Source organism: Campylobacter ureolyticus (assembly GCF_013372225.1).
Taxonomy (GTDB): Bacteria; Campylobacterota; Campylobacteria; order Campylobacterales; family Campylobacteraceae; genus Campylobacter_B; species Campylobacter_B ureolyticus.
In genome coordinates, this window is sequence record NZ_CP053832.1 from 273,942 (window position 1) to 288,216 (window position 14,275).

Annotated in this window: 14 protein-coding genes; 11 read left to right on the top strand and 3 right to left on the bottom strand. The window is 29.6% G+C overall.

Going from position 1 to position 14,275, the window contains the following annotated elements; all coding sequences use genetic code 11:
• Positions 1–5: 5 nt before the first annotated feature.
• Both CURT_RS01430 and CURT_RS01435 read left to right on the top strand, forming a co-directional pair.
• A complete protein-coding gene (locus tag CURT_RS01430) occupies positions 6–209 on the top strand; it encodes a 2-hydroxymuconate tautomerase family protein (RefSeq protein WP_018712473.1) in 204 nt (67 codons plus the stop codon).
• A 14-nt stretch (positions 210–223) separates the two neighbouring features.
• Positions 224–793 (top strand): ComF family protein, encoded by a 570-nt coding sequence (locus CURT_RS01435; protein WP_018712472.1) that lies wholly within the window; start codon positions 224–226, stop codon positions 791–793.
• Between the two features lie 2 nt (positions 794–795).
• Here the strand turns inward: CURT_RS01435 and CURT_RS01440 are convergent, their stop codons facing one another.
• Positions 796–1,410 (bottom strand): hypothetical protein, encoded by a 615-nt coding sequence (locus CURT_RS01440; protein ID WP_018712471.1) that lies wholly within the window; start codon positions 1,408–1,410, stop codon positions 796–798.
• Between the two features lie 10 nt (positions 1,411–1,420).
• Complete coding sequence (locus tag CURT_RS01445) at positions 1,421–2,515, bottom strand: CinA family protein (protein WP_018712470.1); 1,095 nt, start codon at positions 2,513–2,515, stop codon at positions 1,421–1,423.
• Positions 2,516–2,634: 119 nt separating this feature from the next.
• On the opposite strand from CURT_RS01445, the gene ileS reads away from it, so the two are divergent.
• From ileS to CURT_RS01490, 9 genes are all read left to right on the top strand, one after another.
• Positions 2,635–5,394: an isoleucine--tRNA ligase gene (ileS, locus tag CURT_RS01450; protein ID WP_018712469.1), complete on the top strand. Its 2,760-nt coding sequence runs from the start codon at positions 2,635–2,637 to the stop codon at positions 5,392–5,394.
• Positions 5,395–5,493: 99 nt separating this feature from the next.
• Positions 5,494–6,846: an Asp-tRNA(Asn)/Glu-tRNA(Gln) amidotransferase subunit GatA gene (gene gatA / locus CURT_RS01455; RefSeq protein ID WP_018712468.1), complete on the top strand. Its 1,353-nt coding sequence runs from the start codon at positions 5,494–5,496 to the stop codon at positions 6,844–6,846.
• A 2-nt stretch (positions 6,847–6,848) separates the two neighbouring features.
• Positions 6,849–8,297, top strand: coding sequence for an IMP dehydrogenase (guaB, locus tag CURT_RS01460; RefSeq protein ID WP_018712467.1), 1,449 nt, complete (start codon positions 6,849–6,851; stop codon positions 8,295–8,297).
• On the top strand, positions 8,297–9,394 hold the full coding sequence (gene metX, locus CURT_RS01465) for a homoserine O-acetyltransferase MetX (protein ID WP_018712466.1): 1,098 nt from the start codon (positions 8,297–8,299) through the stop codon (positions 9,392–9,394). The genes guaB and metX overlap by 1 nt, the downstream gene beginning before the upstream one ends.
• Positions 9,387–9,587: an exodeoxyribonuclease VII small subunit gene (gene xseB, locus CURT_RS01470; RefSeq protein WP_016646025.1), complete on the top strand. Its 201-nt coding sequence runs from the start codon at positions 9,387–9,389 to the stop codon at positions 9,585–9,587. The genes metX and xseB overlap by 8 nt, the downstream gene beginning before the upstream one ends.
• Positions 9,580–10,374 (top strand): carbon-nitrogen hydrolase family protein, encoded by a 795-nt coding sequence (locus CURT_RS01475; RefSeq protein ID WP_026320278.1) that lies wholly within the window; start codon positions 9,580–9,582, stop codon positions 10,372–10,374. The genes xseB and CURT_RS01475 overlap by 8 nt, the downstream gene beginning before the upstream one ends.
• 1 nt (position 10,375) lies before the next feature.
• Positions 10,376–11,047, top strand: a complete 672-nt coding sequence (locus CURT_RS01480) for a HesA/MoeB/ThiF family protein (protein WP_018712464.1) — start codon at positions 10,376–10,378, stop codon at positions 11,045–11,047.
• Between the two features lie 90 nt (positions 11,048–11,137).
• On the top strand, positions 11,138–11,674 hold the full coding sequence (locus tag CURT_RS01485; RefSeq protein ID WP_081617939.1) for a YqiA/YcfP family alpha/beta fold hydrolase: 537 nt from the start codon (positions 11,138–11,140) through the stop codon (positions 11,672–11,674).
• A gap of 205 nt (positions 11,675–11,879) precedes the next feature.
• Positions 11,880–12,686 (top strand): transporter substrate-binding domain-containing protein, encoded by an 807-nt coding sequence (locus tag CURT_RS01490; RefSeq protein WP_018712462.1) that lies wholly within the window; start codon positions 11,880–11,882, stop codon positions 12,684–12,686.
• Positions 12,687–13,040: 354 nt separating this feature from the next.
• Here CURT_RS01490 and CURT_RS01495 read toward each other — a convergent pair whose 3' ends face one another.
• Complete coding sequence (locus tag CURT_RS01495; protein WP_018712461.1) at positions 13,041–14,240, bottom strand: multiheme c-type cytochrome; 1,200 nt, start codon at positions 14,238–14,240, stop codon at positions 13,041–13,043.
• Positions 14,241–14,275: the final 35 nt, after the last annotated feature.

Genomic DNA, 14,275 nt, shown 5'->3' on the forward strand with positions numbered 1-14,275 from the left:
TTATTATGCCATTTGTTAAAATTTGCGTTACTAAAGAAAATGATGAGCCGACAAAAGAGCAAAAAGAGCTTTTAATAAATGGCGTTACAAATTTAATAAATGAGGTTTTAGGCAAAAACAAAAGCTCAACCGTTGTCATAATAGAAGAAATTGATACTGATAACTACGGACTTGGTGGCAAGAGCATAACAAATTTAAGAAAAAAGTGAGTTTCAAAACCTAAATGAGATGTTTAAATTGCAGATGCCTTAGTATAAAAACTTTTTGTAAAAGTTGTAAAAAAATACTTAGCGAACATACTTTATCAAAGAGAGAATTTAACGGCTTTAAGGTTTATTCATTTTATAAATATAGTGATATTAAAAACTTAATTCATTCTAAGCACCATTTACACGGAGTTTTTATCTATAAAAATTTAGCAAAATTAAGTTTTACAAAATTTGCTAAAACTTTTAAATTTAATCAAAAAATTTTAGCAATTCCTTTGGATGATAATATTAAAAGTGATTATTCTCATACTGCCATTTTAGCAAAAGCTTTAAATTCAAGCGAAATAAAGCCAATTTATAACGCTTTAAGAGCAAATTCTGATGTCAAATATAGTGGAAAAAGTTTAAAATTTAGACTTCAAAACAAGCGAGATTTTAAAATTTTAAAAAAAATTAATAAGCCAGTTATTTTGGTGGATGATTTAATAACAACTGGCTCAACTATGAAAGAGGCTTTTAAAGTTTGCCAAAAAGCAGGTATAAATGTGCTTTTTGGACTAACTTTGGCTGATGCAAAAGAGTAAAACTAGTTTATTTTATAAAATTTACTAAATTTGCTTTTTTCATTAAAATAATATATTCTAATTGTTTTAATATTTTTATGATTTTGTTTTATTATTTCAATACTTTTTTTAGCGATTTCTTCAAACTCATTTTGAGTTAGTTTCTCATTTCCTTCTAAATTTAGTTCGGTCTTGTCATTTTCGTTTATCAAACTAGCCGAAGTTATTAAATTTGGATTTATATTTATGATTTGCTTCATCTCATCTAGTGAAATACTTTTTTGAGTATTTTTTATAAAAACAGTGCTTTTAGTATTGTCACTATTTAAAAAGCTATTTTTTAAATTTTCAAAATCACTATCTGTAAAGTTTTCATAAAGCTTTTGTTGCATTTTTAAAAGTTCATTTCCAAGATCATCCCCAAAATTACTTATGCTGTTATTTATATCAAAAAAAGACTTTATCATCTCGTTTTTAAAAGCTTCAACTTTTGGCTGATTTTGAATTAAAAAATTGTTTATTAGCTCCCCCATAATTTTACTTTTATAAGCAAGATTATCAATACTTTCGTTTGCGTCTTTTGTGTTAAATCCAAAGCCGAAATTTAAACATATTAAAATCATTAAAACTTTTTTCATATTATCTCCTTTAATTTAAAAATATTTCGCTTCCAACCTCCAAAAGAAGGCTAAAAGCTATATTTACACTTTCATTTCTTATATAATTTCTATCGCCTTTTATAAGAAACTCTTCAACTATTTGTTTTTCTGTGCTACTTGCTCCAATTATCACAGTTCCAACAGGCTTATCCTCACTTCCGCCACTAGGTCCTGCAATACCACTTATTGCCATGGAAAAATCAGCTCCCGTAGTTTTTAAAACACCTTTTAGCATCTCATTAACACACTCTTTACTAACTGCTCCAAATTCGTTTAAAGTCTCATTACTAACATCAAGCCAAAGATGTTTTATCTCGTTTGAGTAAGTTACAAGTGAACCATCAAACACCTCGCTAGCGCCACTTATTTCACCTATTTTTGATGCTATTAAACCACACGAGCAACTCTCAGCAAAACTTAGTTTTAATTTAGCATTTTTTAACCTACTAACAATAAACATTGCTAAATTTTCTTCAAAAATTACTCTATTTATAAAAGTATTTAAAAGCTCATCTCTAAGTCCGTTTAAATCACTAAATTTCTTACTTATAGCTTTTGCAAAAATTATGAAATTACTATATCTAGTAATTGAAATTTCTGTGTTAAATTTAGTTTCAAACTCTTTAAAAACAGCTTCCACATCCTCAAATTTAAATCCGTAAATGTAAAATTTAAGATCTAAGTTATTTTTTCTAATCAAAAACTCAGGAAGTTTATTTAGTGGATTTGCTTTTACTAAATTTATATCACAATCATTTAAACTAACCAAAAAACTGCCCTCTTTAGAATTTATAGCAAGAGATGGAGTGAGTGTATCTTCAAATTTAATCTCTAATAAATCATCATTTAAACTAGCTAAAATTTTAGCAATTAAATGGTAATTTTCATCACTTGAAAAAATAGTTATATATTTATAAATTTTACTTAAATTTATAATATTTTCAATAATATTTTTATCATTTTTATCTATAAATTTTATATCGCCAAGTTCGCCAAATTTTAAAATATAGCTTTTAAAAATATAATTTAAAAACGGAGTATTTATCTTTATATCTTCACCTAAAATTAAAAGTAAATCGTTCATTTTTCTACTCCTTTTTAATTAAGTTTTAGTGATTATATCAAATTTAGTTTAACTTTTTTATTATTATTTCAGCGCTTCTTAGGTAAAATTTGAAAATTTTTTATGGAAGGTTTTACTAAATGGATTATAAAGACACACTTTTTTTACCTAAAACAGACTTTGCAATGAGAGGAAACTTACCAGCAAATGAGCCAAAAAGATTAAAATCATGGTATGAAGAAAGAAAAGTTTATGAAAAAATGAAAGACAAAAGAAAAGGCAGTTCAAATTCTTTTGCACTTCATGATGGACCGCCGTATGCAAACGGTCATCTTCATATAGGTCATGCGTTAAATAAAATTTTAAAAGATATTATTTTAAAAACACACTATTTTTTTGGTGATGATATTAGATATGTTCCTGGCTGGGACTGTCATGGGCTTCCGATAGAGCAGCAAGTTGAGGTAAGTTTAGGTGATAAAAAAAATAGTATTTCAAAAAAAGAGTTAAGACAACTTTGTAGAGATCATGCAACTAAATTTGTCAATATTCAAAGAGATGAATTTAAAGATTTAGGAGTTATTGGCGATTGGTGTGATCCATACTTAACTATGAAATTTAAATTTGAAGCTGATATTTATAAAAACCTTTGTGATATTGCTAAAAAAGGACTTTTGATTGAAAGAAGCAAGCCTGTTTTTTGGAGCTGGGCTGCTAAGACAGCCTTGGCAGAGGCTGAAGTTGAATATAAAGATAAAGAAGACTATAGTCTTTATGCAAGCTTTAATTTAACAGATGAGGCAAATAAAAAACTTGGAGTTGAAAATGCAAAAGCCGTTATTTGGACTACTACTCCATGGACACTTCCAGCAAATCAAGCAATTGCTCTAAACCCACATGAAAAATATGTGGTTACAAAAGAAGGCTATATTTTTGCTAAGCCTTTACTTGAAGTTTTAATTTCTAAAAACCTTACAAAAGGTGAAATTTTAAAAGAATTTGACTCAAAAATATTAGAAAATTTATATGCTATAAATCCACTAAATGATAGATTATCAAGATTTATTTTAGGAGAGCATGTTTTAATGGACGGAGGAACAGGACTAGTTCATACTGCTCCAGGACATGGCGAGGATGACTATTTTGCAGCGTTAAAATATGGCATTGAAGTATTAATGCCAGTTGATGATGGTGGCTGTTTTGATGAAACTTTAAAATCAAAAAAACTTATAAAAGATGAGTTTGTTGATGAGCTTGTTGGAATGCACATTTTTAAAGCAAACGAAAAAATAATTGAAATTTTAGGTAAAAATTTATTAAGTGTGAGTAAATTTACGCACTCTTATCCATTTTGCTGGAGAACTAAAAAGCCTGTAATTTATAGAGCAACAAAACAGTGGTTTATAGCTATGGATGAGCCAAAACTTGGTGGTAAAACCTTAAGAGAAGTTGCTATAAATGAGATAAATAATAATATAAAATTTTATCCACAAGCTGGTAAAAACCGTCTTTTATCAATGATAGAAAATCGCCCTGATTGGTGTATTTCAAGACAAAGAGAGTGGGGAGTTCCAATTGCATTTTTTAGAGATAAATCCACAAAAGAACCAATTTTTGATAGTGAAATTTTAGATAATGTTTATGAAATTTTTAAAACTCAAGGAGCCGATGCGTGGTGGGAGCTTGAAATAAGCGAGCTTTTACCAAAAAATTCAAAATACAAACCTGAAAATTTAGAAAAAGTTATGGATATTTTAGATGTTTGGTTTGATAGTGGCTCAACTTGGAATGCTGTTTTAAATAGCGGTGAATACGATGCTGGAAGTTATCCAACTGATATGTATCTAGAAGGAAGTGATCAACATCGTGGCTGGTTTCAAAGCTCTCTTTTAGTAAGTTGCGCAATCAATGAAAAAGCTCCTTATAAAGCCATTTTAACACATGGATTTACAGTTGATAAAGACGGTGCTAAGATGAGTAAATCGGTTGGAAATGTTATTTTGCCAAGTGAAATTATTAAAGAGTATGGTGTTGAAATTCTAAGGCTTTGGGTAAGTTTGAGTGATTATTCAAGTGATTTAAAAATTGGAAAAGAGATATTAAAGCAAGTTAGCGAACAGTATAGAAAAATAAGAAATACAATAAGATTTTTACTTGCAAATGTTAGTGATTTAAAAGAACTTGAAACTTCAAATTTCACAAATTTAGATAAGTGGATTTTAACAAAAGCTTCAAAAACATTCAAAGATGTTGAAAATTCATTTAAAAACTACGACTTTTCAAAAGGGTTTAATCAGCTTTTAAATTTCTTAAATGCTGACTTAAGTGGAGTTTATTTAGATATTTGCAAAGATAGACTATATTGTGATGATATAAACTCAGCTAGAAGAAGAAGTGCTCAAAGCGTTATGGTGATAATTACAAGAAGTCTTTTACCATTAATTGCTCCAACTTTAACCTACACAGTAGATGAGGTCATGGAGTTTGCACCAGATATTATTAAAAATGGAAAATCAGATGCATTTGATCTTTTATATGAAGAGCTTGATTATGATTTTAAAATAGAAGATGAAATTTTTATATCCTCAAGAGAGAAATTTTTTGAGATGGTTGATAGTCTAAAAAAAGATAAAATTATTAAATCTACACTTGAAATTGCACTTGAAACAAGCTCAAATGAGGTTTTATCTCATGATATGCAAGATATAATTGATTGGTATTTAGTAAGTGAGGTAAGAGGCCTTGAAAGTAGTGAGTGTTTAGCTGAGTTTAATGTTGATGATGAGATTTTTAGAATTACAAAATCAAATTTACACAAATGTCCAAGATGCTGGAAATTTAACGCACAAAAAGAAGATGAACTTTGTCCAAGGTGCAATAAGGTAATGGAAAATGTTTAGTGAGCCTTTACCAAATAGTGTTTTAATTATAACTTTTTTATTATTTATAGTTTTAACCGTAATTGGTGTGGTATTTGTAAATAAATTTAAGGAGAATAAGTGATAAGTTTAGAAGCTGCTTTAAAACTATCAAGCGAAGAGTTAAAAAATCTAAAACAAGATTTATCAAAAAAAATAAAAGAAAAAAAAGAGTTAGGTGCTTATATTGAGCAGTTTTTAGATTCAGAAATGAATATAAGTGGAGATGGTGTTCCAGTTGCGATAAAAGATAATATCCAAGTAAAGGGTTGGAGCGTTACAAGTGCTTCAAAAATACTTCAAGGATATATCGCACCATACGATGCAACAGCAATTGTAAAGCTAAAAAATGCAGGAGTTTGTCCTTTTGGAAGAACAAATATGGATGAGTTTGCTATGGGAAGCACAACTGCAACTTCTTTTTATGGAAAAACACTAAATCCACTTGATAACTCAAGAGTTCCAGGTGGAAGTAGTGGTGGAAGTGCAGCAGCTGTTGCAGGTGGTATAGCAATAGCAGCGCTTGGAAGTGATACTGGTGGAAGTATTCGCCAACCTGCTGCATTTTGTGGTTGTGTTGGTTTTAAACCAACTTATGGAAGAGTCAGTAGATATGGTCTTGGGGCTTATTCAAGTAGCTTAGATCAAATTGGACCTATTACTCAAAATGTAAAAGATGCTGCTATTTTATACGATATCATAAAAGGACATGACGAAAAAGATAGCACAAGTTACGATGGCAAGTATGCATCTACAAATTTAGATCCAAACAAAAAGTTAAAAATTGCTGTTATTAAAAATTATATTGAAAATACTGACGAAGTAATAAAAAATGCTCTTTTAAAAACCATTGAAAAACTAAAATCAGCCGGACATGAGATAATTTATAAAGAGTTTTCAAATGCCAATATAGATATTGCAGCTTATTATATTATCGCAAATGCTGAAGCAAGCGCAAATTTAAGTAGATTTGATGGTGTAAGATATGGAAGACGCGCAGAAGCTAAAAATTTACATGAGCTTTATGCAAATACAAGAGGTGAGGGTTTTGGAGCTGAAGTTCAAAGAAGACTTCTTTTAGGGACTTTCGTTTTAAGTAGTGGATATTATGATGCATATTATGTAAAAGCTCAAAAAGCAAGAGAATTTATAAAAAGAGAATATGAAGAGGTCTTTAATGAAGCCGATCTTATTTTTAGTCCAGTAACTCCTACATTGCCATATAAATTTGGAAGTATTACAGAGCCACTTAAAGTTTATTTAGGAGATTTATACACAGTTGGTGCAAATTTAGCAGGACTTCCAGCTATTTCAGTTCCAGTTTGCAAAACAAGTGAAGGACTTAGTATAAGTGCTCAGCTTTTAGGAAAAGCTTTTGATGATGAAAATGTTTTAAATGGCGGGTTAGTTTTAGAGAATTTAAGTAAGGAGTAAATATGAGGATAGTAAAAAGAGCTTTGACTTTTGAAGATGTGCTTTTAGTGCCACAATATTCAGAAATTTTACCAAAAGATATAGTTTTAAAATCAAAATTAACAAAAAAAATAAACCTAAATGTTCCACTAGTTAGTGCTGCTATGGATACAGTAACTGAGTATAGAACAGCCATCATGATGGCAAGACTTGGGGGAATTGGAATAATTCATAAAAATATGGATATAAAAACCCAAGTTAGAATGGTAAAAAGAGTTAAAAAAAGTGAAAGTGGTGTTATAATAGATCCAATTTTTATAAAGCCTGATGCAACCATAAAAGAGGCACTTGATATAATGAGCGAATATAGAATTTCAGGCGTTCCAGTTGTAAATGATGATAGGGTTTTAATAGGAATTTTAACAAATAGAGATTTAAGATTTGAGACTGATTTTACCGCTCTTGTTGGTGATAAAATGACAAAAGCACCTCTTATAACAGCTCCAAAAGGTTGTACGCTTGATGATGCAGAAGAAATTTTTAAAAATAATAAAGTTGAAAAACTTCCAATAGTTGATGAAAATGGCAAATTAGATGGCTTAATAACAATAAAAGATCTTAAAAAAAGGATAGAGTATCCAAACTCAAATAAAGATAAATATGGAAGATTGATTGTTGGTGCTGCTATTGGAGTAGGACATTTTGAAAGAGCAGAAGCTTTAGTTGATGCAGGTGCTGATGTTTTAGTGCTTGATTCAGCTCATGGGCACTCTAAAAACATAATAAATACTTTAAAAGAATTAAAATCAAATTTAGATGTTGATGTTATAGTTGGAAATGTTGCAAATCCAAAAAGTATAGCAGATCTTGCAAAAGCTGGAGCAGATGCCATAAAAGTTGGAATTGGACCTGGAAGTATTTGCACCACTAGAATAGTAGCAGGTGTTGGTGTTCCACAAATTACAGCTATTAGTGATTGTGCCCAGGAAGCTAAAAAATATGATATTCCTATAATTGCAGATGGTGGTATAAAATACTCAGGCGACATTGCAAAGGCTTTAGCTGCAGGAGCAAGTTCTGTTATGATAGGAAGTTTGCTTGCAGGTTGTGATGAGAGTCCAGGAGATTTAATAACATTCCAAGGAAGACAATATAAACTTTATCGTGGAATGGGCTCAATTGGAGCAATGACTAGGGGAAGTGCTGATAGGTATTTTCAAGAAGGAACTGCAAGTGATAAATTAGTTCCTGAAGGAATTGAGGGAAGAGTTCCTTATGCTGGAACTTTAAAAAATGTTGTTTTTCAGCTTTTAGGAGGATTAAGAAGCTCTATGGGATATTGTGGAAGTATTGATATACCAACATTCCAAGAAAAAGCCGAATTTGTAGAGATAACAACAGCAGGTCTAAAAGAAAGCCATGTTCATGATGTTGTCATAACAAAAGAAGCTCCAAATTATAAAGTTCATTAGTGAAAATAAGCACAAATTTAGAGTATTTTAACGAGCCGCTTCATTTAGAAAGCGGTCGTATTCTATCATCGTTTAAGTTAAAATACGAAACTTATGGAAAATTAAACGAGAATAAAACTAACGCAGTTGTAGTGTGTCACGCTCTAACTGGCTCTTGCCATGCTGCAGGTAGGTATGATGGAGATGCAAAGCCAGGTTGGTGGGACACGCTCATTGGCGATAACAAAACAATAGATACAACAAAATATTTTGTAATTTGTGTAAGTATTTTAGGAAGTCCATTTGGCTCAACAAACCCTTTAAGTGTAGATGAAAGTACTGGCACAGAATATAGACTAAAATTTCCTGTTCTTACAATTAGTGATGTTGTAAACGCGCAAATGAGACTTTTTGCAAGGCTTGGTATAAAAAAAGCTCATGCTGTAGTTGGTGGGAGTTTGGGCGGTATGCAAGCGCTTTGCTTTGCAATTGACCATCCAAATTTCAGCGATAGAATCGTAATGCTTGCTTCAACTTACGCAACAAGAGCATGGGCAATAGCTTTTAATAAAATAGCAATTCATGGTATTTTAAATGATATTATTTTTGATAATGGAAACTACGATAAAAACTTAGTTGCAAAACACGGGCTTGTTGGCATGGAAGTTGGCAGGATGGCAGGGCATATAAGTTTTTTAAGTCCTTCATCAACAGATATGAAATTTGGAAGAAACTATGTAGCAACAGATGGACTTTACGAGCTTAAAGGAAGATTTGAGGTAGATAGATATATGGAGTATAATGCTTCAAATTTTGCCAAAAAATTTGATCCACTTTGCTATCTTTATATTGTAAAAATGATGAATATATTTGACTCAACAAGAAATTATGATGACTTAAAAGATGCACTTTCAAATGTTAAAGCAAAGCTTACATTAATTGCATTTAAAGGCGATATGCTTTTTATGCCAGATGAGATGAAAGAAATTTATGATGCATTAAATGATCTTGGTAAAGAGAGTGAGTTTTATAATATTGAAAGCAGTTATGGGCACGATGCGTTTTTAGTAGAGTGTGATAAATTTGAAAATTATATAAAAAGGGCGTTAAATGAGTGAAAAAATAGATGAAATTGAAAGTTTTGAAGATAAAGTAAAAAAGCTTGAAAGCTTACTTGAAAAACTAAAAGATGAAAATTTAAGTTTAGAAAAAAGTGTTGAAATTTATAAAGAAGCTTTAAGTTTATTAAAACAAACTTCTAAAATTTTGGATAAAGCAAAACTTGAAATTACTGAGATTAGTGATGAGTAAAATTTGCATTATTCAGCTTCCGACTTTATCGATGAGTGAGGGACGAATTGATTATTACATGAGAATTGTAAAAGACAGCGGTGCATCGCTTGTTCTTTTGGGTGAATATGTTTTAAATAGCTTTTTTACTGAGCTTTTAAAAATGCCAAAAAGTCTTATTAATGAGCAAATTTTACATAAAAAAGAGCTTTTTATCAAGCTTGCAAAAAAATACAATACAACCATAATAGCACCTTTTATAACAAAAAAAAATAAAGGTTTTGTAAAAGGTATAGCTAAATTTTCTCCAAATTCATATAGATATTTTGAGCAGAATTTTTTAATAAATTATGATCATTGGAATGAGGAAGATTTTTTTTTAAATGATGTAAAAAAGTTAAATTTGCCCGTATTTAACCACGAAAATTTCAAATTTGGAGTTTTAATGGGTTTTGAAACTCATTTTGATATTTGTTGGCAATATTTACTAAAAAAAGATGTTGATGTGGTTTTGGTGCCAACAGCTGCGACTTTTGACTCAAACCAAAGATGGGAGGAAATTTTAAAAGCAAAAGCTTTTACAAATTTAGTCTATGTTTTAAGAGCAAATCGTATCGGAAAAGCTAAATTTGATAAAAAAGTTTGTGAGTTTTATGGAAAAAGTTTTGCTGTAACTCCAAATGGAATAATAAGTAGCAAGTTAAATGAAGAAGAAGGAATTTTACTTTTTGAATTTTCCAAAAATGAACTAAAAACTCAGAGGAAATTTTGGAAATTTAGAGAAATTTTAGCTAAAAAAGGCTTTTAAAATGAGTGATTTCGAAAGTACTTATTTTAAAAGACAAATTCAGCTTTGGGGCAAAAAAACTCAAGAAAGCTTAAAAAATAAAAAAATCTTAATAATTGGCAGTGGTGGGCTTGGAAGCTCACTTGGTCTTTCTCTTGGAAGTAGCGGGATTGGAGAAATTCACATTGTTGATTTTGATAGAGTTGATATTTCAAACATTCATCGTCAAATTTTATTTAAATTAGGTGATGAGGGAAAATTTAAAGCAGAAGTTTTTAAAAACGTGCTTGAAAGTAGGTTTAACGGCGTTAAAGTTTTTTCTCACATTGTAAATTTTGAAGAGTTTATAAAAAAAAATAATGTTAAGTTTGATCTTATTTTAGATGCAACTGATAATTTAGAAACCAGAGTTTTGATAGATAAATTTGCTAAAGATTTAGAAATTCCTTGGATTTACACCTCTGTTCAAGAGTTTTTTATTCAAATTTGTTTTATGGATAAAGCTAGGTTTAATGCTTTTGATAAAAAAGGGCTAAAGCCAACTGGAATTGCATGCCCAATTGTCATGATGGCTGCTGGACTTGAAGCAAATTTAGCCATTAGATATCTAGCCGGACTTGAAGTAAAAAAAGATTTGTTTTATTATATTGATATTTCAAGTGGCGAGATAAAAATAAATAAATTTAAAATATGATTAATTTAAATTTTAAAATTTAAAGAAAGAAAATATAAAATGCAAAACTTTAAATAGTGCTTAGATGAGTTAAAATCAAAAAGAGTTCTTATCGTTCATGGGTTTAATAGTTCAGGCAACGGAACAACTGCAAATAACCTAAAATCAGTTTTGAATGACTTTGGAATAACCAAAATAATCGCACCAAATTTTAATCTTTTAAATTATGATGAAACTATCGCAAAAATAGACAAATTGTCAAAAAATGTAGATATTGTAATAGCTCATAGTTTGGGTGGATATTACACAATGAGTTTAGAAAGATTAGAAATTTTTAAAATAGTAATTAATCCTTGTATTAACCCTTTGGTTATTAATCTTGATCTTAATAAAAAAATAAACTTAAGAGGGCTTAATAGACAACTTACTTTTGGGATATTTGCCAAATCAGATGAATTATTTGACTTTTGTAACTATTTTAAAGATAATTTTTCAGCAGAATTTTATGGCGTTTTAAACTATATAAGAATTCCAGGCGGACACAGACCGGACAAAGACTCCTTAAAGCTAGGACTAATAAAGGCATTTGAGTATTTTACAAAAATTCATAACTCAATAGATTTAGCTAGTGAGAGTGAAAATATCTGATAACTATTTTAATTTAGGCATAAAAATAAATAATTGCTCCTATGATTTTAACAATAGTTATTCTGCTTTTATATTTTAAAATGAAAGTTTGAAACTATTTTTCTTAGAGTTTACTTATTTATATATCTTTTAAATTTCTATATATTGGTTATTTATGCTATAATTCTGTTAATATTAATACAACTAAACTTATAAGGATGTAATCATGAAAAAGCTATTTTTATTGCTAGTTTTTTGCTTTAGTTGCATTTTTGCCAACTCTTTATCTGAAATTAGGCAAAGCCAAGTTGTAAGAATCGGTGTAGATAAAGACCAAATGCCATTTTCAAGACTTAAAGACGGGGAATTTCAAGGTTTTGAAATAGATATGGCAAAAGCTATGGCTATAGATATATTTGGTGGGAAAAACGGAGCTATAAAATTTGTTCCGGTTGATTTTTCTGATGGAATATCGGCATTGGAGCAAAATAAAATTGATATTTTCTTAAATGAAATGACAATTACAAACGAAAGAGCCAAATATGTTGATTTTTCAATGCCATATTTTTCTGTAAATATAGGAGTTTTAACTAAGAAAAGTGAAAATATTCAAAAACTATCTAATCTTGATGGGAAAACAATAATTACTTTTAAAGATTCAGTTGCTGAAAATTTCTTTAAGAAAAGAGGCTTTAATATTCTTAACTGTGATAATGCAGGAAGTTGTTATAGAATGTTAAAAAATGGACAAGGCGATGCGTTTGCTGATGACAATTTGGTTGTGTTAGCTTTTCCTATTATAGATAATAGCGTTGAGGTTTCCATTAAAAATTTAGGAGAAACAGATTTTCTTGGAATGGCTGTTCAAAAAGGAAATAAAGAGCTTTTAGATGTTATAAATGAATCTATGATAAGACTTAGTAAGGAGGGATTTTTCAAAAAAGCTTTTGATGATACACTAAATCCATTTTATAAGGGTTCAGCAGAAGAAAAATACTTCTTGCTTGATGATATTTATAGAATTTTTGGCTAGCATTTAAAAACTGCACAAGATAAATAAAATATCTTGTGCAGTTTTTGGTTTTTATAAAATTACTTCATATTTAATAACTTGTAAAATTTTTAGACTAAATGAGCAAGTAGTCAAATTTGGCTTTTGATGATATCTACTTTTTAAGGCAAGTTAGTTTCTTTGGCTTCTTTAAGTAGCGTTTACATCTAGCATTTCAGCACCATAAAAAAGTCATAAAGCCTTTTGATCTCTTTTTTTTGGCGAGCATCCTAAATTACAAAAAACAATATTACATTTCTATACTATAAAACAAGATGTAATTTTTTTAATATAAAATAAATTATATTTTTTATTAAGACAAGTTTTTAACTTGTCTTAATTTAAACTAAATGTAGCCTTATAAATTTGATAAGGTTTTATGTATTTTTCATCATTTACTATAATTCTTTCTTGAAGTTTTGGTGATAGAACATAGTATAAAACCTCAACTTTTGCAGAGCTTACATGAAGAGGAGCGTCAATTTCTATATTTCTATCTTCATATGCTTTTAAAGTAGTATCTGATATAAGCTTATCTGCACTATATGAAAGAGTTACAACCCCAAATTTATTATGATAAATTTTTTCAAAATTAATGTCTTTTGAATTTAATTCTTGTGCATTTTTATCATAAAAAGTAACTTTAACAGTCATATTTCTTCCGCTAAATCCACTTGGAAGATTATGTGATGTTAAATTTACAACATTTAAATTTGCTTTATTTTGAGCCGTTTTTTTAAGATCTATTTTCAAAGAGTCATCTAAAAGTTCAAAACTGTTTCTAACTCCTGCAAAAAGATGAGCTCTAAGTTCTCTTTCCTTGGCTGATTCTGGCTTTGAATGTGGTGATATAATACCTTTTGTAGCTGGTTTCATATGACAATCCACACATCTTTGCGCATCACCACTTTGTAAATGCTCATCACCTGTATTATAAATAGCTAATGGATTATCAAATGCAACTCCTTGATGACAAGATAAACATAGATTATTTCCATTTATAAAATGCTCTCTTTGTGAACTTTTATGAAAACCAGCTCTATTATCTGGATCTTCGTAAGGACCAACAATAGTCTCATCTTTTGTCCATTCAAAGTTTTTATATCCCACTTGGTTCTGAGAACTTTTTGGCTTTATGCTATCTACGTTGTGGCAAATATAGCAACTTATTCCATTTTGTATATGTTCAACATCCAAAGCTTTATCTATTTTTTCAGTTTTTTGGGTTTTTAAATCAAAGGTTTTTGCTATTGTGTAGACATCATCAATTTCTTTTATTTCAAGTCTTGGATTGTGACAATTTGAACAAGATACTATAACTTCCCCATGTCCTTTGCTTGTCTCAAGAGCTACAAATTTCACACTTTTTTCATAAAGCTCATTATTTTTTTCATGCGAAAGTGAGTGAAGTGAAGTTTTCCACGCATTAAATTGTTCATTGTGACATGATTTACAATTTTCAGGTTTTGTAAAACGCTCAATAATATCAGCATTTCCAAAAACTACAGTAATTAAAATACAAAGTAATACTCTCATAAAAACACCTTTTTATAAAATTTATTTTTAGCATT

Coding starts and splice junctions, on each gene's coding strand:
- guaB (WP_018712467.1), top strand. CDS start 6,849: ATGAGGATAGTAAAAAGAGCTTTGACTTTTGAAGATGTGCTTTTAGTG.
- CURT_RS01495 (WP_018712461.1), bottom strand. CDS start 14,240: ATGAGAGTATTACTTTGTATTTTAATTACTGTAGTTTTTGGAAATGCT.
- CURT_RS01435 (WP_018712472.1), top strand. CDS start 224: ATGAGATGTTTAAATTGCAGATGCCTTAGTATAAAAACTTTTTGTAAA.
- CURT_RS01440 (WP_018712471.1), bottom strand. CDS start 1,410: ATGAAAAAAGTTTTAATGATTTTAATATGTTTAAATTTCGGCTTTGGA.
- CURT_RS01480 (WP_018712464.1), top strand. CDS start 10,376: ATGAGTGATTTCGAAAGTACTTATTTTAAAAGACAAATTCAGCTTTGG.
- xseB (WP_016646025.1), top strand. CDS start 9,387: ATGAGTGAAAAAATAGATGAAATTGAAAGTTTTGAAGATAAAGTAAAA.
- CURT_RS01475 (WP_026320278.1), top strand. CDS start 9,580: ATGAGTAAAATTTGCATTATTCAGCTTCCGACTTTATCGATGAGTGAG.
- CURT_RS01445 (WP_018712470.1), bottom strand. CDS start 2,515: ATGAACGATTTACTTTTAATTTTAGGTGAAGATATAAAGATAAATACT.
- ileS (WP_018712469.1), top strand. CDS start 2,635: ATGGATTATAAAGACACACTTTTTTTACCTAAAACAGACTTTGCAATG.
- CURT_RS01430 (WP_018712473.1), top strand. CDS start 6: ATGCCATTTGTTAAAATTTGCGTTACTAAAGAAAATGATGAGCCGACA.
- CURT_RS01490 (WP_018712462.1), top strand. CDS start 11,880: ATGAAAAAGCTATTTTTATTGCTAGTTTTTTGCTTTAGTTGCATTTTT.